The organism is Streptomyces sp. Ru62, assembly GCF_002920615.1.
Lineage (GTDB): Bacteria > Actinomycetota > Actinomycetes > Streptomycetales > Streptomycetaceae > Streptomyces.
The window spans coordinates 219,569-240,446 of sequence record NZ_PQSU01000003.1 but is presented as its reverse complement, the minus strand read 5'-3'; the positions used below and the strand labels follow the sequence as shown (position 1 = coordinate 240,446).

2 protein-coding genes (1 of these 2 only partly in view) are annotated in these 20,878 nt (G+C 74.2%); both read right to left on the bottom strand.

Annotation, left to right across the window (positions count from 1 at the left end; genetic code table 11):
* On the bottom strand, positions 1–18,947 hold the 5' portion of the coding sequence (locus C3492_RS05540) for an SDR family NAD(P)-dependent oxidoreductase (RefSeq protein WP_258055511.1). It extends 1,981 nt beyond the left edge of the window; only the first 18,947 of its 20,928 coding nucleotides appear in the window; its start codon is at positions 18,945–18,947; its stop codon lies beyond the left edge, outside the window.
* Entirely contained in the window at positions 18,944–20,878 is a 1,935-nt protein-coding gene (gene asnB / locus C3492_RS45420; RefSeq protein ID WP_103810596.1) for an asparagine synthase (glutamine-hydrolyzing), read from the bottom strand. Before asnB ends, C3492_RS05540 begins: the two co-directional genes overlap by 4 nt.

The window sequence follows — 20,878 nt, the reverse complement described above, 5'->3', positions numbered from 1 at the left end:
TCCGCCGGGCGCAGGCGCGCCAACAGGGCCTGTGCCCGCTCGCCATGCGTGACCAGGAAGTGGTCGGCCAGCTCGTCGAGGGTCTCCCGCTCGAAGAGGAGCGTGGAGGGGATGTCACCGAGATCCTCGCGCAGTTCGTTCGTCAGTCGCAGGACGAGGATCGAGTCCATCCCGTAGGCACTCAGGGGTTCGTCGGCGGCGATCTTCTCCGCGGGGATGCCGAGCGTCGCCGCCGCCTTGTGCCGCAGGTACCCGACCATCGCGTCGACGGGGGGCGCGGCCTGCGGGGCGGGGGTGGCCGGGGTCGGCGTGGCCGACGTGGCCGGTGCGGGCGTGGCATGTGACTGCGCACGTGACTGCGGCTGCGGCTGCGGCCCCGGCCGACGCGGTTCCGACGCCGGCGGCACGGACGTACGGGGCGTCCCCGTGGAGCCCTGCTGTCGCACGACGCCGTCGCTCCGCGCCGCGATGACCTGCTGCCCGAGCGGAAGGGCGTGCGGCAGCACCGGTACCACCCGCGAGAAGCCCTCGCCCCGCAGCACCTGCCGCCAGCTGTCGGGCGACAGCGCCGGCGAGCCCGGGATCCGCAGTGCCGCGTCCGTGAAGAGCCACCAGCCCTCCAGCAGGCCGAAGGTGAGGTGGCTGAACACGTCGAAGGCGGCCAGCTCGTTCAGCAGCAGCCAGCCCCCCTCGCGCAGGGCCGCTTTCGCGTTGCGCAGGGTGTTGCGGGTGTCCCGGGTGGCGTGCAGGACGTTGGCGGCCACGACGAGGTCGTAGCTCCCGGGCACGATGCCCTGGTCCCCGACCGGGCGCTCGGCGTCGAAGAGCGCGTAGTCGAGGTACGGCACCCGGGGGCCGTAGGCGGTCCGGGCGTGGTTCAGGAACGCCTTGGACAGGTCGGTGTAGGTGTAGGTCTCGATCCTGTCCTGGTAGGGGCGCAGCGCTTCGAACATGCCGGCGCTCGTTCCGCCGGTGCCCGCGCCGATCTCCAGGATGCGCAGGCGCGCCCCGGGGTCGCGTCGTACGCGCTCCGCCACCAGGCCGGTGGCGGTGTCGGTCATGGCGCGGTTGAACAGGTCGGCGACCCGGTTGTCCCGGTAGCAGCCCTCGACGAGTTCCATCGAGCCGCGCGGGAACATGACGTCCGTGGGACGCGTCGTGCCGGTGAGGATGTCCGGCAGGGCCCGCAAGGTGGCGTCGACCAGGGCGAGTTCCGCCTTCCTGTCCGGATCCGCCGACCACTCCGCCCGGCGCTCGTCCCACTCGCGCACGACCTCGCCGAGCGGCGGCGCCGAGGGGGGAGCCGTCCGCAGCGCGTGGTCGAGCCACGTCGTGTAGCGCTCCAGGATTCCGGCGCGGTCGCGCAGACGGGCGAGGTCCGTGTCCGTCTCCCCTTCCGCGGGCACGGCGCCCAGCGCCGCCAGGTGCGCGCGGACGAGCCGGGCCAGCAGGGGATCGCGCTCGTCGCGCCGCCACCGGGCCGTCTCACGCGCCAGTTCCCGATCGGCCCGCGAGGCGGCGAGGGGTTCGACCGCGTCGTCGGCGGCCGGCTGATGCCCGCTGTCGTGGACCGTGACCCGGGTCGTGGGGGAGACGGCCGTGAGGGCGTCGGGACGGGAGGTCGGGACGAAGCTGAGCTGTGTCAGCGGGCCGCCGAGGAGCCGGCCGAGTGCGGCCATGGCCTCCGGTGGCTCGATCGACACCAGGCCGGCGCGCGTCATCCGCTCCCGGTAGAAGTCGGAGGAGACACTGCCGAGGCTCCCCCACCAGCCCCAGTTCATCACCCGCACCGCTGCGGGCACGCTGTGGGACAACAGGTGCGCGTAGGCGTCGCTGAAGGTGGATCCGGCGGCGTAGTTGGCCTGTCCCGCTGCGGTCGTGAACGACTGGATCGAGGAGAAGGAGAGCATGAAGTCGAGCGCGTCGTCCGCGAAGACATGGGCCGCGGCGACCGTGACGTCGACCTTCGCCGTCAGGCTCGCGCGCAGGTCCGCCTCGTCCATGGTGGCCAGCGTCCGGTCGCGCAGGTCGAGCGCGGCCAGGACGACGCCGTCGACACGCCCGTGCCGCTCCCTGATCTCGTCGCGGGCCCGGCGCAGCGCCTGCACGTCTCCCGCGTCGGCCGCGATGTAGCGGACGTCGCCCCTGCCGTGGACGCTCTTGAGCGCGGCGTCGACCGTGGCGTCCTGGGGCCGGCGTCCGATCCAGACCACGTGGGCGCCGTAGTGCTCGACGACGTGCCGGGTCCATGCGGTGCCCAGGCCGCCGGCGCCGCCGATCACCACGTAGACGCCGCCCTCACGGTAGGCGTCCGGGCCGTGCGCCTCGCTCTCGTACGGCGCCCAGCGGCGGACGAGCCACTGGCCCGCGCGCCGTGCCCAGCTGTCGCCGTCCGCGTGTGCGGGGAGCGCCGTCAGGTCCTCGGGCCACGCGTCGCCGTCCAGGTCGACGCTGCGGACGGTCCAGTTGGTGTACTCGCGCCCGAGCGATCCGAACAGTCCGTGGAGGCCGGCGTGGGCGGGCCGCACCTCCTCCTCCGGGTGGGTGGCGAGGCACTGCCGGGTGACCAGCGTGATGCCGAGCGAACGCGCGTCGTAGCCGGCGCGCAGCAGCGCCTTGACGGTGCGGAACGCCGCGATGACGCCGTCCTCCTGGGCGGCGGAGAAACCGGGCAGGTCGGTCGCCTCGACGCGGGTGCCGGGGGCGATCCAGACCAGGTGGTCGACCGGTCCGGCGGTCCGCAACGCGTCGTCCGTCTCCTCGGGCGACGCGGACGGTACCGCGGCGAGGAACACCGCGCGGGGGAAGAGCCGGGTGAGCGCGGCCCGTTGGCCGTCCGTGCCGCCGATGACGAGCACACGGTCGTCGGCGGCCGGCACCGGCCGGTCGTCCGGGCCGGCGGTGACGGGGTCCCAGACGGGGGCGAGGAGCGCGGGCGGTTCCGCGGGGACGACGCGCGAGGTGTACCCGGTCATCCGGACGCGGACCTCGCCGTCGGGGTCGAGCAGGTCGATGTGGAGCGTGCTCGTCGCGGTGGCCTCGGTGCCGCCGTCCGCCAGCCGGACCACGGCCCACATCGAACGGGGGCAGGGAGCGAGGATCTCCAGCCGGTCGAGGAAGAACGGCACCGCGGTCTCGGGTGCTGCGCCGCCCGCGGCGAGCTGCATCGCCGTGGACGCCTGGATCGCCGCGTCCAGCAGCGACGGGTGCAGGACGTACGGTGCGCCGGACGGGACGCCTGCCGGTACGCGGAGCTCGGCGAGCACGACGCCCGGGCCGGCCCAGGCCCCCTCGATCGCGCGGAGCGACGGACCGTGGCTGATCCCCATCGACCTCAGCGCGCGGGTGATCGCCTCCGGCGGCACCGGGGTGGGGCACTTGGCCCGGACGGCCGTGAGATCGACGGGTCGCGGACGCGCGCCGCCGGAGCGGACCACCTGCCCTTCGCTGAAGACGGTCCTGTCCTGTCCCGTCACCGAGGCGAGCTCGAAGGAGAGCCCACCGCCGGGAGCGGGGCGCACGGTCGCCTCGACGGTCACGGGTGTGCCGTCGACGGTCAGCGGGCGTACCCAGGTGACGTTCCGCAGGGTCAGCGGCTGCCCGTCGTCGGTACCGAGCGCACGGGCCGCCGTCTCCCGGGCGATCTCCAGGTGGGCGACGGCGGGCAGGACCCGGCGTCCGCGCACCAGGTGGTCGCGGAGGAAGGACTCCTCGCCGGTCAGCGTCGTCGTGGCCCGCAGCGCTCCCGGTTCGCCCGGCACCGGCGCGGTCGGGCCGGCCATGGGGTGGCCGGGCCGGCCGGTCCCGGGGTGGTCACCGGTGACGCGGTGAGCGGGGTGCGGCAGGGCGGGGGCGCGTTCCGCTCCCACGGTTCCGTGGCTCTCCCGCGCGAACGGATAGGGGGGCAGCGGGACGCGCCGGTACTCGCCCGCCGGGAACAGCGCGTCCGTGTCGAGGTCGGCGCCCGCGACGAAGTGCCGCGCGAGCGCCGCCAGGTCCTCGCGGGTCGCGGCGCCGAGGGGCGGTACGGCCGTGTCCCGCGCGGCGCCGCGGCCGGTCCGCCGCGCGGGGGCCCGGCCCACGAACGCCTGCGGGCCGTCCAGTCCTTCGTCGAGGGTGCGCAGGAGTTCGGCGCGGTCCCGGACGACGCAGGCGAAGCGGTGGGCGAGGTGTTCCCGGCCGACGGCGAGCGTGTAAGCGACGTCCCCGCAGCCGGGGTCGGTGCCGCGCCGGCAGTGCTCCTTCAGCCGTTCGACCTGCTCGGCGAGTTGCTCGCGCGAGCGGGCCGAGAGCACCACGAGCTGGTGGGCGCGGGAGGCGCGGCCGGGACCGGCGGGCGGGGCCTCCTCGATGACGAGGTGGGCGTTGGTCCCGCTGGCGCCGAAGGCGCTGACGACACCCCGGCGCGGGCCCGCGGCGGGTGCCTTCCAGTCATGGGTGGAGGTGCTCGGGTAGAAGGGGCTGCCGTCGAAGCGGATCGCCTCGTTCGGCTTCTCGAAGTGGAGGGACTTCGGTATCCGGTGGTGCTTCAGCGCGAGAAGCACCTTGAGCACGCCGGCGATGCCCGCCGCGAACTGGGCGTGGCCGATGTTCGTCTTGACCGAGCCCAGGGCGCAGTAGCCGGTTGCGTCGGTGTCGGCCCGGAAGGCGCGGGTGAGGGCCTGGAACTCGATCGGGTCGCCGAGGGCGGTGCCCGTGCCGTGCGCCTCGACGAGCTGGATGTCACCGGCGCTGATCCCGGACGACCGGTAGACCTCGCGCAGCAGGCGTTCCTGGGACAGGGAGCTGGGGGCGGTGATCCCGTTGGTCGCCCCGTCGTGGTTGACGCCGGATCCGCTGATCAGCCCGTGGATGTGGTCGCCGGCGGCGAGGGCGTCCGACAGCCGCTTCAGTACGACGACGCCGACGCCCTCGCCCGGCACGAAGCCGTCGGCGCGGTGGTCGAAGGTGTGGCAGCGGCCGGTCGGCGACAGCATGCCGGCGCGCTCGGCCAGTCCGTACAGGCGCGGTGTCGACTGGACGTACACGCCGCCCGCGAGGGCCATGTCGGTCGTGCCGGACCACAGGTCCTTGCAGGCGAGGTCGACGGCGACCAGCGAACTGGAGCACGAGGTGTCGACCGCGATCGCGGGGCCCCTGAGGTCCAGGGTGTAGGACACCCGGCCGGGGATGACGGACGCCATGGTGCCCCACAGCGCCTGTGCCGGTGCCTGCGGTCCCCCCGGCGGCTCGTAGTCGCCGGACCAGCAGCCGGCATAGACGCCGCAGCGGCTTCCGCGCATGCGGCTCGCGGCGTACCCGGCGTCCTCCAGCGCCTTCCACGACTCCTCCAGGAAGAGCCGCTGCTGGGGGTCCATGCTGGCGGCCTCGACGCCGGAGATGCCGAAGAAGAGCGGGTCGAACGCGTCGATCCGGTCGAGGAAGCCCCCGCGCGGTGCCGCGTCGGCCGCAGGCGCGTCCCACCGGGTGGCCTCGCGCACCAGGTCGTCCCCGTTCTCCAGGTGCTTCCACAGCTCGTCGAGCGAGTCGGCGCCGGCGAACCGGCCGCTCATGCCGACGACGGCGATCGGCTCGCGCCCCGGGGACGGCGAGGGCCGTGGTCCGCTCGCGCTGTCCGCCGGGGAGGTCGTGACGTCGTCCGCGGGCCACTCGGCGACGGGGGTGTGGTCCGTCAGCAGGTGGGCGACGAGCCGGTCGGCGGTGCTGTGGTCGTAGATGGCGCTCGTCGTGAGTCCGACCGACAGGGCCTCGTTGAGCTCGTGCACCAGACGGACGCCGATGATGGAGTCCACGCCGTAGTCGGCGAAGGCCCGGGTCCCGTCGATGTCGTCCTCGTCCATGGCGAGCGCCTGGGCCAGCCGTTCGCGCACCACCCGGGTGACGTGTTCCTCCAGCGACGGGCGCGTCCGCGGCACCGGATCCGGACCCGTGGTTCCGGTGGTCGCGGCGGGGTGGGTACCGGCGGCCTGTGCGCCGGTGCCGGACGGTCCGCCGGTGACGGTGGCGCGGGCCACCGGCTCCAGGTCGGCGATCCAGTACCGGTCGCGCGCGAACGGGTACGTCGGCAGGGAGACGCGTCCCGGGACCCGGCCTGCGTACAGCGAACTCCAGTCCAGTGCCGCGCCGTCGGCCCACAGGGCGCCGAGCTTGTCGAGCTTGCCCTGTTCGACCCAGCGCTCGACGAGCATCCGCTGGAGGTCGGCGTCGGCCGCGATCTCGGAGGCCAGGCCCCCGGTGCCGGCCGTACCCAGCAGGACACCGGGAGCCTCGGCACCCTGGTCCAGGTAGGCGCGCAGGGTGTCGCGCAGCTCCCGTGTGGAGGCGGTGACGATCGCCAGCCGCTCCTCCATCGCCGCGCGGCCCACCTGGAGCGTGTAGGCCAGGGACTCCAGGTCGACGTCCTCGCGGTCGAGGAAGTCGGCGAGGCGGGCGACGGAGTCACGGAGCCGGCTCGGTGTCCGTGCCGAGAGCACGACCAGCCGGTCACCGCCGGCGCCGTCCGGCGGACTCGCCGGGGCCGTGTACTCCTCCAGGACGACGTGCGCGTTCGAGCCGCCCGCGCCGAACGAGGAGACCGCAGCGATCCGCGGGCGGTCGCCGGTCCAGTCGGCCGCCTCGTGCTGGACCCGGAACGGAGTCCGGTCGAAGGGGATGTCCGGGTTCCCGGGGTCGGCGTGCAGGGTGGGCACGAGCCTGCGGTGCCGGAGCTGGAGGACGGCCTTGGTGAAGCCGGCGATGCCGGCGGCGGCCTCCAGGTGCCCGATCGCCGACTTGGCGGAGCCGATCGCACAGAACCGCGTGGCGTCCGTGTCGTGCCGGAAGGCCCGCGTCAGCCCTTCCACCTCGATCGGGTCGCCGAGTTCCGTACCGGTGCCGTGCGCCTCGACGTATCCGACGTCGGCGGCCGAGACGCCCGCCCGGTCCAGCACCTCGCGGATCAGCTCGGCCTGGGCGGCCGGGTTGGGCACGGTGTACCCGTTGGACCGGCCGCCGTGGTTGACCCCCGTCCCGCGGATCACCGCGTGGATCTGGTCGCCGTCGGCCACGGCCCGCGCCAGCGGCTTGAGCAGGACGCAGCCGACCCCTTCGCCGGGGACGAATCCGTGGCCTCCGCTGCCGAAGCTCCGGCACCGCGCGTCCGCCGCCAGCATGGTGGAGCGGCACAGCTCCACGTAGTCCTGCGGATGGAGGTAGAGGTTGACGCCGCCGGCGATGGCGACCTCGCAGGAGCCCTGGCGCAGGTGCTCGCACGCCTCGTGGATCGCGGTGAGCGACGCCGAGCACATGGTGTCGATCGTCAGGCTCGGCCCGGTCAGGTCCAGGACGTAGGAGGTCCGCTGGCTGACCGAGGCGAACGACAGCGAGGGGACCACCGTCTCCCCCGACGGCAGGCGCGCCGCGTCGTGGCGGGCGTGGCCCGACTTGGTCACGCCGGCGAAGACACCGACCCGCCGGCGGTGGCGGCGCGCGATCTCCTCCGGGGAGTAACCGGCGTCCTCCAGCACCTCCCACGCGGCCTGGAGGAAGAGCCGCTCCTGCGGGTCCATGGCGTAGGCGTCGCGCGGGGCGATCCGGAAGAAGAGCGGGTCGAAGTCCGCGAACCCGTCGACGAAGCCGCCCCACTTGCTGTAACTGCGCCCGGTGGCGATCGCCTTGGCGCGGTCGGGTTCGAAGAAGCCGTCGAGCGACCAGCGGTCGGCCGGGATCTCGTCGACGCAGTCACGGCCCGCTTGCAGGTTCTCCCAGAACTCGGCGAGGTTCGCCGCCTTCGGGTAGCGCCCGCTCATGCCGATGACGGCGATGGGTTCGGGGGTACCGGCCGGGAGCGGGGGGGCCGCCGGCGCGGGGCCGGTCGCGGTGCGCGGCGGGCGCGGCCGGTCGAGCGCCGGGTCCTCGGTGCCGCCGCCGGTCCAGGCCAGGGCCTGCGGTCCGTGTGCGGACGCCAGGTGGTCGGCGATGGCGCGCAGCGTCGGGAACTCGTAGAAGACCGTCGGTGAGAGGTCGGGGAACGTGGGGGACAGTGCCGTCTTCAACTGGATGACCATGATCGATTCCAGGCCCAGCTCATCGAGCGGCCGATCGACGTCGACCGCGGCAGCGGGCAGTTTGGTGACCGTCGCGAAGAGGTCCGCGAGGAGTCGGAGGGTGTCCCGGCGCAGCCGTTCGGAGGGCCGTGCGGCGGCCGGGGCCGGTGCGGGCGGTGGTTCCGCGGGCGCCGCGGGGGCCGCCGGTATCCGGGTGCTGTCGCCGTGGTGGACCCACACCTGGTGCGTCCCGAGCCGCCAGGCGTCCAGCAGGGCCTCCAGGCCCTGCGCCGTCTCCATGGGCGACAGTCCGCGGCTTCGCCACAGACGGGCCCGTGCCGCCTCGTCCACCCGCATCCCGCCGTCCTTCCACAGCGGCCAGGCGACGGAAAGGGTGCGTCCCGACCGCTCGCCCGCCGCGACGCGTGCGGCGCGGAGCGCGGCGAACTCGTCGAGGAACGCGTTCGCCGTGGCGTAGTCGGCCTGACCGGTGTTCCCGGTGATCCCGGAGCCGGACGAGAAGACGACGAGGAAGTCGACCGGCGCGGTGCCGACGGCGCGGTCGAGGTTGACCAGGCCGGCGACCTTGGGCGCGAGGACGTCCGTCCACTGCTCGCCGGTCTTCCGCACCAGCAGGGCGTCGTGGACCACCCCTGCGGAGTGGATGATTCCGTCCAGCGCCCCGGCCTCGGCGCGGACCTTCTGGACCAGGTGGCGGACCTCCTCCCAGCGGGAGACGTCCACGGGCTCGTACCTGGCCTCGGCACCGGCGGCCCGCAGCTCGGCCAGGGTCGTGTCGATGCCGGCGTCCCGGGGTGACCTCCCGGCCAGGATCAGGGTCGGCCGCGCGGCATCGCGGGCGATCCGGTGCGCCACGGCCGAGCCGATGCCTCCGGCACCACCGGTGATCAGGTACACGCCGCCGTCGCGCCAGGGCGTGTCCGCCGTACCGTCCTGCGGCACGGCCCGGTCCCAGGTGCGCACCAGGCGCCGGCCGTCCTGGTAGCGCACCAGGTCGGCGCCGGGGTGACGGTCGTCCTCGGCGAGCAGCGCGGCCACCACCTCGTCGGCACCCGTGCGGTCCAGGCCGATGACCTGTCCGCCGAGCCACGGGTGTTCGAGGGCGGCGGTGCGCAGCAGTGCCGCGAGCGCCAGGTGGGGGGCGTCCTCGCCGTGCGTGGCGGTGACCACCTGGACGAGAACGGGGCGCCGGTCCGGGGCGGTGGCGAGGTCGCGGACGATCTGGAAGACCTGCGCGGAGAGATCGGTGAAGGCGCTGTCCGGCCGTTGCCGGGCCGAGCCGACGGCGAAGCAGCGGGCCTCGGGCAGGGCCCGTTCGACCGGCTCCCGCGTCGCCGCCGCCGCTCCGCAGAGGATGACGACACGGCCGGCACCGGCCGGCTTCCCGGTGGCCTGCCGCGGCGGTACGGGGGCGGGTGTCCAGTGCGGGACGAGGAGCGCGGTCGCCACCCCGGGCCCGTTCGTCGTCGCCGGTGCCGTACCCCCGGGTGTCGCCGGCGGCTCCGCGGGCCGGTGGTCGCCGGGGATCCAGTGGCGCTCCCGGGCGAAGGGGTAACCCGGCAGGTGGGCCCGCGGCGGGGTCGTACTCCCGTGCAGGGCGCGCCAGTCGGGGTCGTCCCCCGCGACCCAGCGCGCCAGCGCGGCGGCCGGGTCGCGCTCGGGCGGGCCCGACGGAGCCTTCGCCGAGCGGGGCGCGGGCACGCTCACGCGCGGGACCCGGCCACGGGCGCCGTCCCGGAGCCGGTCGTCACCGGCGACGAAGGCGCGCAGGCAGCCGGCGAGCCGGTCGTGGGAGGTGACCACCCAGCCCACACGCTCGGCCATCGCCTCGCGTCCCGTCTGGAGGGTCCAGGCGATCGAGGGCAGCGGGGCCGGCGGGCGTGAGCGCTCCAGGTACCGGAGCAGGTCGGCGGCGCGCTGCCGCAGTTGCTCGTCCGTGCGGGCGGAGAGCGGTACGACCACCGCCTCGCCGACGGCCGGTCCGGTACCGGGGGCGCCCTCGCGGACGATGGGCTCCTCGGCGTACTCCGCGAGGTGCTGCTCGACGTGTTCCGCGAGGTGCTCCCCGACGTACTCCTCCACCACGACGTGGCAGTTGGCGCCGCCGAAGCCGAAGCTGCTCACCCCGGCGCGCCGCGGTGCGCGGTCGCCCGTGCGGTCGCGCGGGGACTGCCAGCGCTCGTTCTCGCGCACGATGCGAACCGGTCCCTCTCCGAGCTGGATGTACGGATTGATCTCCGCGCAGTGGAGCGTCGCCGGGATGACCCCGTGGCGCATCGCCAGGAGCACCTTCAGCAGGCCGGCGATCCCGGCCGCGGCCTCCAGGTGGCCGATGTTCCCCTTCACGGAGCCGATCCCGACGGTGCCCGGGCCGGTCGCGCCCAGGCGCCGGAAGGCGGTCTGGAGGGCGCGCACCTCGACGGGATCGCCGAGCGCGGTTCCCGTGCCGTGGGCCTCGACGTACCCGACCGTGCCGGGGTCCACCGAGCCCATCGCCCGGGTCACGACATCGGCCTGCGCGTCGGCGTTCGGTGCGGTCAGCGAGTTCGCCCGGCCGCCGTGGTTCTCGGCGCTGCCGACGAGCACGCCGAGGATCGCGTCGCCGTCCCGCTCCGCCGCGGCGAGCGGTTTGAGGACGACGGCGCCGACGCCCTCGCCGCGTACGTAACCGTCCGCGTCCTTCGCGAACGCCTTGCAGCGGCCGTCGGGGCTGAGCATGCCCGCGCGGTGGGCGCTGACGAACGTGTCGACGCTGAGCAGGAGATTGACACCGCCGGCGATCGCGGCGTCGCACGCTCCGGACCGGATCGCCTCCATGGCGCGGTGCACCGCGACGAGCGAACTGGAGCACGCGGTGTCCACCGGCTCGCTCGGCCCGCGCAGGTCCAGGACGTACGAGACGCGGTTGGCCAGCATCGAGTGCGCGTTGCCCGTCGAGGTGTAGGCGTCCGCCGGGACCCCGTGGGTGGTCAGCAGGGTCTCGTAGTCGTGCCCCGAGACCCCGAGGAAGACGCCGGTGTTCCGCGGCAGGTCCGCCGGCCGGTGCGCGCTGTCCTCCAGGGCGTTCCACACGGTCTCCAGCGCCAGGCGGTGCTGGGGGTCCATCAGCTCGGCCTCGCGCGGGTAGATCCCGAAGAAGCCGGCGTCGAAGGCGTCGACGTCGTCGAGGACGCCCGCGCGCTTGGGGAAGTCGGAGGAGTCGACGGTCTTCCGGTAGGCGTCGCCGTGCCGGTGCGTGGGGTAGTCGGTGACCGAGTCCCGCCCGGCGATCAGGTTGGCCCAGTAGGTGTCGAGGTCGGGTGCGTCGGGGAAACGGCCAGCGGCTCCGACGACCGCGATGGGCATGGGCTGCCCGGTCCCGGCGGGCCGGCCGGGCGCCGACGCGGCACGCGCCCGCTCCGTGCCGACGCGCCCGCGCTCCGGGCGCCCGGACGGCCGTCCGGCGGAGGGGAGCGAGCGTTCCCGCTCCGCGCGGACCTCCTCCGGGTGCTCGGCCGCGAGGTGGCCGCCGAGCGCGTCCAGCGTGTTGACGTCGAACAGCACCGCGGGGCTCAGCTCGATGCCGAACCTGTCCTTGACGCGGTCGGAGAACGCGACGAGCGAGACGGAGTCGAAGCCGAAGGCGTCGAACCGGGTGTCGCCTTCGAGTTCCCCGGTGTCGAACTTGAGGATGCCGGCGGCGATCTCCCGCAGGACCTCCACCGCGAACGCGGCGGTGCCGTCGCCCTCCGCGGGCCTGGCGCCGGGCCGCTCGGCGGGCGGCACGGGGCTCACCCGCGCGCCCGGTGGCGGGGTGCCGCACCGCACCCCGTCCAGGCGGCCGAGGACCAGTCCGGCGGCGTCGAGCAGCAGGACGCCGCCGTTCGGCCCGTCCGGCTCCGCGGCCGGCTCCAGGAGGACGTACGCCACGTCGCCGGGGTCACCGGTCACGTGGATCTCGTCGGCCTCCCGCATGGCGGTCAGCTCCCAGCCGGGGGTGCCCGCCCGCTCGGCCGTGAGCATCAGGCCCTGGGCCACCGCCGTCAGGACGTGCGGGGCCACGGTGGTGTTCCGCGCGGCCTGGTCGTGCCGGCGCTCGGGGGCGCCCACTTCGAGCAGCAGCCGCCCGTCCGGCAGCCGGTTCGCGGCCCGGACACCGCAGTGGTCCGCGGGCGCGATCACCCCGCCGTCGGCGAGCGCGGTGAGGAACCCGGCGGTGTCGAGGACGCTCACCGCCTGCCGTCGCAGCGCTTCCACCCGGACCGGCTCGTGCGGGGACGTCCGCCCGTCGTGCGGACGCGCACCGAACTCCAGGACGGCCGTACGCCGTCCCGAGGCGTCCTCGGCGAACACCGTGCCGCGGGCCGCGGCGGGTCCGGTGACGGAGAGGGAAGTCACCAGGCGGGCGGCGGACGTCCACGGGACCTCGTCGAGCACCCGCAGGTCGTGCACCACGGGGTCGGCGGCGAAGCCCGAGACCTTGGCGCAGGCCAGGGCGAGATCGACACAGTAGGTCGAGGCGATCTCGGCGGCCCTGTCCCGCTGGTGGGCGTAGTCGGCCAGGTCGTCGAGGTGGAGGTCGAGACCGTAGCGCAGGCCGTCGACGTCGGACTCGTTGCGGCCGAGGAAGGGGTGTGCCTTCTCGCGCAGGGCCAGCGGCGCGGTGACCGACGGGGCACCGGTCTCCCGCGGCACCCAGCAGCGCACGCGCTCGAACGGGTAGGCCGGGAGCGAGACACGTCCGGGAGTCTCCGGCCCGTCCAGCGAGCCCCAGTCGACGCTCTTCCCGCCCACCCAGGCACGCGCCAGCTCCCGGGCCTTCGCCGACCGCGGGTCCTGGCCGGCGAGCGCGGTGTCGAGATCGCGGTCGCCCGCGAGGTAGCGCTCGACGGCCGCACACACCCCGTGGACGTCCGCGGCGACGAACGCCCAGCGCCGCGGCAGTTCGTTCTTGCCGACGCGGAGCGTGAAGGCGATCGGCGCGAGACCGGGCCGGTCCGCCGCGCGGACGAAGTCCCGGAAGCGGAGCAGGACGGCCTCCAGGGCCTGGTCGGTCATCGCGGAGAAGACGAACAGCTCCTCCCGGCCCTCGTTCCCGGCGCCGCGGGGTGCCGGCTCACCGCCCCGGTACTCCTCGACGATGATGTGGGAGTTCATCCCGCCGGCGCCGATCGAGGTGATCCCGGCACGCCGCGGGTGGACGTGGGTGCGTCCGTCCTCGTCCACGGTCACCGCGGGCTTCCAGTCGGTGAGCTGCTGCGGGACGTGGAAGGGGGTGTCGGTGAAGTCGATGTCGGGGTTGAGTTCGGAGCTGTGCAGGGAGGGCGCGATCTTGCCCTCGCGCAGTTGCAGGAGCACCTTGGTGAACGCGACCACGCCGGCCGCCGCGAGCAGGTGGGCGACGTTCGACTTGACCGAGCCGAGGGCGCAGTACCCGGAGTCGTCGGTGTGCGCGCGGAAGGCGGTGGTCAGCGCCTTGACCTCGATGGGGTCACCCAGCGCGGTGCCCGACCCGTGGCCTTCGACGTAGGAGATGGTCCGCGGGTCGACGCCCGCGTCGTCGAGGGCCTTCTCCACGGCCCGGGCCTGCATGCGGGGGCTGGGCACGGTGAACCCGTTGCGCACGCCCGCGTTGGTGATCGCGGTGCCCTTGATGACGGCGTAGATGTGGTCGCCGTCGCGCTCGGCCTCGACCAGCGGCTTGAGTACGACGGCGCCGACCCCCTCGCCCAGGATCGTGCCGTCCGCGCCGCGGCCGAAGCTGCGGATCACGTCCGACGTGGCGGTCGTGAAGTGCTCCTGGGAGGAGGTGACGAGGTTGTACGGGTGCAGCAGCAGGTTGACCCCGCCGGCCACGACCATCTTGCACTCGCCGGCCCGGAGCATCTGCACGGCCTGGTGGATGCAGGTGGAGGAGGCCGAGCACATGGTGTCCAGGAAGATCGAGGGCCCGGTCAGCCCGTAGTAGTACGACAGCATGTTGGGCAGCGTCCCGGTGTAGCTGCCGCTGGCCGGGGCGCCCCGGACCAGGTTGTTCTGGAAGCCGTAGAGGTTGTAGTGGTTGCTCATCGTGCCGACGAGCACGCCGACGTCGCCCTGGTACCGCCGCTGGATCGTCTCGCGCGAGTAGCCCGCGTCCTCCAGCGCCTCCACCCCCGCCTGGAGGAAGAGGCGGACCTCGGGTGACATCTGTTCCGCCTCGCGCTTGGAAACGCGGAAGTAGCGGGGGTCGAACCGGTCGATGTCGCGCAGGAACGCCCCGGTGCGGATGACGCTCCTGCCGAGGACGCCGCGGTCACGGCTGTAGAGGGCGTCGTGGTCCCAGCGGTCGCGCGGGACCTCCTCGAACGCGTGCCGGCCCTCGGCCAGCAGCGTCCAGAACTCCTCGGTCGTCTCGGCGCCCGGGTAGCGGCCGGACAGTCCGATCACCGCGATGTCGTGGTAGGCGTCCCGCCCGGGGCGGTCATGGACGACGGCACCGGTGCCGACGGCGGGGGTGGGGCCGTCCTGCGCCGGCTGCCCGGCCCCGGACGCGGGCCGCGCCGGTGCCGCCTCGGGTTCCCTCGGGGCCCGGTCGGCGGCGAGGACCGTCTCCAGCCGGGCACGGTGTGCCTCGGCGAAGTAGCGCGCGACCTCCTCGATGGTCAGGTACTCGAAGAAGATCGTCTTGGGCAGCGGGCCGAAGACCTCCTCCAGACGCGCCGTCAGTTCCAGGATGCTGAGCGAGTCGATGCCGTACTCGACGAGGTTCGTGGAGCCGTCCAGGTCGGCGGGGCTGTGGTGCAGCACCTCGCCCACATGGCGCTTCAGCAGGGTCGAGGCCCGCTCCGTCAGCGCGTCCTCGGACAGCGCCGCACCCTCGGCGGGAGGCGTGTCGGCGGGGGGCCGGGTGGTGCCTTCCGCCGTGGGGGCGGCAGGCTCCCGGCCCTGGAGGGCGAGGGTGGCCTCGCTGCCGAACGCGGCGATGACGTGCGTGGGTCCGTCCGTCAGCACCCGGCCGAGCAGCCGCAGGGCCTCCTCGGTGGGAAGCGGCTCCCAGCCCCGCTGCCTGCGCATCAGGTCGCGTGTCACCGTGTCGGCGGTCATCCCGCCGTCGGCCCACAGGGGCCAGCTCACGGCGACGGTCCGGCCGGACCGCTCGCCGCGGTCGACCAGGTCCTGCCGGTGCCGGGCGAAGGCGTCCAGGAAGGCGTTCGCCGCGGCGTAGTCGGCCTGCCCGGCGTTGCCGTAGACGCCCGCGACCGAGGAGAAGACCGCGAAGAAGTCGAGGTCCAGGTCGTGCGTCACCGCGTCGAGGTTGACCGTGCCGTGTGTCTTCGGCGCCGTCACCTCGGCCAGGTCCGCCGGGTCCTTGCGCAGGATGTAGGCGTCCCGCAGGACACCCGCCGCGTGCACGACGCCGTTCGGCGGCCCGTACCGGTCGGCGATGACGCCGAGTGCCCGTGCCGTGTCCGCGCGGTCCGACACGTCGACGGCGAGGTAGTGGGCGTCGACGCCGGCCGCCCGGAGCTCGGCCACGGCGCGTTCGGTGTCCGCGTCGGCGGCGCTCCTCCCGCTCAGCACGACGGTCGTCCCCGGATGCCGCCCGAAGTACCGGGCGACGTGGCGGCCGATCCCGCCGAGGCCCCCCGTCACCCAGTAGACGCCGCCGTCCCGCAGGGGCGGGACCCGCGGTCCCTCGGCGAGCGGGGTGTCGGCGATCTCCCAGGCGCGGCGGGTTCCGTCGGCGGCGTGGTGCGGTTCCACCGTCCGCCCGGTGTCCGCCGCCTCGCCCCGGACGATCCCGGCCAGCCGCTGCGGTGTCGCCGTGTCCAGCCCGGCCACGCGGACCACCCGCCCGGAGACCAGGGGGTTCTCCACGGCGGCGGTACGGAACAGACCGGTGAGGGGCGCGTGCACCGGGCGCGGCACCTGGTCGTCCACGAGGACCAGGAACCGGTTGCTCTGCCGGGGGCTCGCTGTCATGACCTCCTGCACGCGCCGGAAGACGAACTCCAGGGCCGCCTCCGCGTCCTCGGGGCCGCTTCCCGAGGCGGGCCCGGGCAGCCGCGTGAACACCGCCCCGGTGCTCTCCGCCACGTCGGCGAGGGTCGCGGAGTCGCCGCCCAGCACGTAGCAGTGGACGACGGCGGCCGGTGTGCCGCCCGCGCCGAGCGGTGCCTCGGCGAGCCGGGAGGTGGCCGTGACCACGCGCGGGGCGCCCGGGACGGCCGGTCCCTCGTCCACGCGCTGGGTCAGCCCGCGCAGTCGGGCGCCGACGACTCCGTCGGCGTCGCACAGGTCGATGTCGAAGGTCGCGAAGCCGCTGCCGCCCCCGCGCCGCCGGACCCATGCCCAGGTCTCGCCCGTGCACGGCCCGTGGATGTCGATCCGGTCGAGCGTGAACGGCAGGGCCGGGCCGGCGTCCTCAGCGTCCATCAGCACGAGTGAGGCCTGCAGGGCCGCGTCCAGCACGCTCGGGGGCAGCACCAGGCCGCCGTCCGCGTCCGCCTCCGCGGGCGGCGCGATGCGGGCGAGCAGGGCGCCGTCGCCGATCAGGATCTCCCGCAGCCCGCGCATCGCCGGGCCGTACTCCAGCCCGGCGGCCCGGAACGCCGCGTAGGCGTCGGCCGGCTCGCGGACGGTGGCGCAGGCGGCGCGCAGCGCTTGGAGGTCGAGGGTCTCGGGGGCGGCGGACGCGCACGCCTCCACGGTGCCCCGGCTGTGGACGACGGGAGCCGCCCCGTCCCCGTCGGGCGCGGTGGTGCGGACCTCGAACCGGTGGTGGCCGCCGTCGGCCGCCGTCAGGCAGGTCTGCACGTCGAGCGGGGCATCACCGGCCTTGAGGGGGCGCAGCCAGGCGAGGTCGCGCAGGCGGAAGAACTCCGCGTCCCCGAGGGCGGGCCGGGCCTCGCGGGCCGCGGCCCGGGCCATCTCGATCTGGGCTGCCGCGGGCAGTACGCGCCGGCCGCGCACCCGGTGGTCGGCGAGGAAGGGTTCGTCCCCGGTGAAGGTCGAGGTGTAGCGCGGTCCGTCCGGGTCCGGGACGTTCCGGTGGACGAGCGGGTGCAGCCGTGCGGAGGTCGGCGGCTCGCCCGGGGCCGACGGCGTGCCGGGTGCCGAGAACCAGTGGCGCTCACGCGCGAAGGGGTACGAGGGCAGGCGCACGCGGCGCGGAGGCGCTGCCGCGTCCTGGTGCAGCCGCGCCCAGTCGACCGTTCCACCTCCGGCCCAGCGGGCGGCGGTCCGGGCCGGCCCGGCCTCGTCGGTGTCGTCGCCCTCCGCCGCCCGGGTGCCCGTGTGCACCTCGGACTCCGGCAGGTCGCCGGCCGCGAAGGCGTCCAGCAGTTCCAGGAGTTCGCCGGTGTCGGCGACCAGGAAGGCCACCCGTACCGGCAGGGCCTCCCGGCCGGTCTGCAGGGTGTGGGCGACGTCCGCCAGCTCCTCCGGCCGTTCCAGCGTGACCTCGTCCGGCCCGGCCGCGCGCAGGCGGTCACGGAGCCGGCCCGCCAGGACGCGCAGCTGCTCGGGGCTCTTGGCCGAGAGCGGTACGACCTGCGGTCCCGTGGGCGCCGCGGCGCGCTCGTCCTCGCCGAGGGGGTGTTCCTCCAGCACCACATGGGCGTTGGTGCCGCCGAACCCGAAGGAGCTCACGCCGGCGCGGCGGGGTGCCGGCCGGCCGTCAGCGTCGGTGGGCGGCGCGGTCCAGGGGCGGGTCCCACCGACGATGTAGAAGGGGCTGCCGTCGAGTCTGACCAGCGGGTTGCGCTCCTCGAAGCCGGCGGTCGCCGGGAGGGTACGGCCCGTCATCGCGGCGATCACCTTGACCATCCCGGCGACACCCGCGGCACCCTCCAGGTGGCCGATGTTGCTCTTGACGGAGCCGATCCCGCAGGTATCCGGCTCCGCCGTGGTGCCCTGGGCGGCGTGCAGGCGCTGGAACGCGCGGGTGAGCGCGGTGGTCTCGATCGGGTCGCCGACCGGCGTTCCCGGTCCGTGTGCCTCGATGTAGGTGACCGTCTCGGGCCGGATGCCCTCGCGGGTGTAGAGGCCCTCGATCAAATCCGCCTGCGCCGCCGGGTTGGTGACCGTGAGGGAGTTCGTGCGTCCGCCGTGGTTGGTGGCGATCCCCTTGATGACGGCGTGGACGGGGTCGCCGTCCGCCAGGGCCCGCGCGAGCGGCTTGAGCAGCAGGACGGCACCGCCCTCGCCGCGGACGTAGCCGTCGGCCGACCGGTCGAAGGCCCGGCTGCGGCCGGTGCGCGAGAGCATGTTGGCCTGGCTGAACGCGATGAAGTGCTTCGGCGACCAGCACAGGTTCACACCGCCCGCCAGGGCGAGGCCGCACTCGCCGTTGCGCAGCGCGCTGACCGCCTCGTACACCGAGACCAGGGAGCTGGAGCAGGCGGTGTCGTTGGTGATGCTGGGCCCGTGCAGGTCGAAGAAGTACGAGACGCGGTTGGAGATGATCGAGTAGGCCGTGCCGGTGGGGAAGTAGACGTCGGTGGGGACGTCGTGGCTCTCCATCAGCTCGGCGTAGTCCGCGTGGCAGACGCCCATGAAGACGCCCGTGTCGGTGCCGGCGAGCCGGCTCGCGGGGTATCCGGCGTCCTCCAGCGCCTTCCAGGACAGCTCCAGCGCGAAGCGCTGCTGCGGGTCCATGGACTCCGCCTCGCGCGGGGAGATGTTGAAGAAGGAGGCGTCGAAGCAGTCCGCCTGCTCGATGAAGCCGCCCCAGATGCTGCTGGTCCTGTCCTTCGCCGTCCTGGGGTCGCCGAAGTACCGCTCCTTCGACCAGCGCTCGGCCGGCACCTCGCTGATCAGCGAGCGGCCCGCGACGAGGTGCCGCCACAGCTCGTCCAGCGTCTCCGCGCCGGGCAGGCGCAGCGCCAGGCCGATGACCGCGATGTCGCCCTCGCCGGGCGTCGGCGTCGGGGCGCTCATCGCAGCGCTCCGGCGAGCTTGCTGCTGTCGCGCCGGTCGGCGACGGTCCGCATCGGTACGGCGGCTCGGGAGGGCGTGCCCATGTGGCTCTCCGGGTTCGTGACGAACTGCTGGTTCAGGACCGCCGTCGACAGCAGGTAGACGAACGCCTGGTCCTCTTTGGTGCTGATCTGGGCTGCGGGAGTGGACATGATCTTGTCGGTCAGCTTTCTGGCGAAGACCGGCTCGACGCAGTCGAGCGCGCGGAGTTCGGTGTCGGAGAGCAGCAGCTCCAGGTAGTCCGGCCGCTGGTCCTTGAAGACGGCGCTCCCGGGCGCGCGGTAGGGCTGCTTGGGACGCGTCAGGCTGGACTCCGGCAGCTCGCCGCGGAAGGCCTTCTTCAGGATGGCCTTCTCGTCGGACCCGTCGTCGAAGCGGAGGTTCACCGACGCCGCGAGCCGCACGACGGCCGGGTCGAGGAACGGGCACCGGTTCTCGACGCCGTGTGCCAGGCTCATCCGCTCCCCCTGCGTGGAGAGCAGGTATCCGGGGAGGAGGGTCTTGTACTCCAGCCACTGCGCCTTCTGCACCGGGGTCAGTTCCGCGTAGCCGGGTGTCTCCCGTACGAGCGCGAGGAGGCCGGCGAAGGGGTCGCCCCGGTCCTTCAGCAGGCGCGCGGCGAACCGGCCGTTCTGGTAGCGCATCTCGTGCGAGAAGAGACCGGGGAGGCGCTCGGTGGAGAACTGGTGCATCAGGCCCATGACGCTCGCCCGGTGCGCGGGGCCGAAGTGGCTCAGCTCGGGGTGGAGGCCGGCGATCCGGGCCGCCCGCTCGTCCGGGGACAGCTCGTTCCAGGCCGCCCGGAGCAGGGTCTCGCGGAACAGGGAGTAGCCGAGGAACGCCTCGTCGGCGCCCTCCCCGCTGAGGACCACCTTGATGCCCTCGTCCCGGACCTGGCGCGACAGCAGGTACATGGGCACGAAGGCGGTGCGGAACGCGGGGACCTCGGCGTGCCGCACCGCCGACGGGAAGTGCCGGGCGATGTCGGCGTCCGTCACCCTGAGCGACGAGTGCCGGGTGCCGAAGCGGGACGCCACCACGCGCTGGCTGTCCGACTCGTCGAAGGCCGGGTCGTCGAAGGCGACCGAGAAGGTGCGCAGCCGGCCGGGTGAGAGCTCGGCGGCGAGCCGGGTGACGATGGTGGAGTCCAGTCCGCCGCTCAGGTAGACGGCGACCTCGACGTCGCCGCCCAGCCGCAGCTCGACGCTCTCGCGCAGCGTCTCGTGGACGCGGGCGACCGCCTCCGCCTCGGTGCCCGCGAACGGGGGTACGTCCAGCCGCAACTCCTCGTACGTCTCCAGGAGTCGTCGCCCGTCCCGGACGGTGAGCAGGCTGCCCGGCGGGAGCTGGCGGATGCCGGCGAACGGGGTGCCGTCGGGCAGTGGCGTCCATGCGGCGTAGATCGACAGGAGCTGCGCGGGGTCGAGGGCGAAGCGGAAGCCGGGGAAGGCATGGAAGGCCTTCATCTCGGATGCGAAGAGGAAGTCGCCGCCGCACTCCGTGTAGAACAGCGGGCGCTTGCCGAAGCGGTCCCGGGCCAGCACGAGTTCGTCCGTGACCGCGTCCCGGACGGCGAGGGCGAACGCGCCGTTGAAGCGCGGCAGGCACGCGGGGCCCCACTGCGCCCAGGCCTGGAGGACCACCTCGGTGTCCGACCGGGTGCGGAACACGCGGCCCAGCCGCTCCAGTTCCGCGCGCAGTTCACGGTGGTTGTACAGCTCGCCGTTGAAGCAGATCCAGTAGCGTTGCGCCGGGTCCGCCATGGGCTGTGCCCCCTCGGCGATGTCGACCACGGCCAGGCGGACCGTGCCCATCGCGCACCCGTCGTCGAGGTAGTACCCCGCCTCGTCCGGTCCGCGGTGCCGGATGAGACCCAGCATGGAGGTGATCAC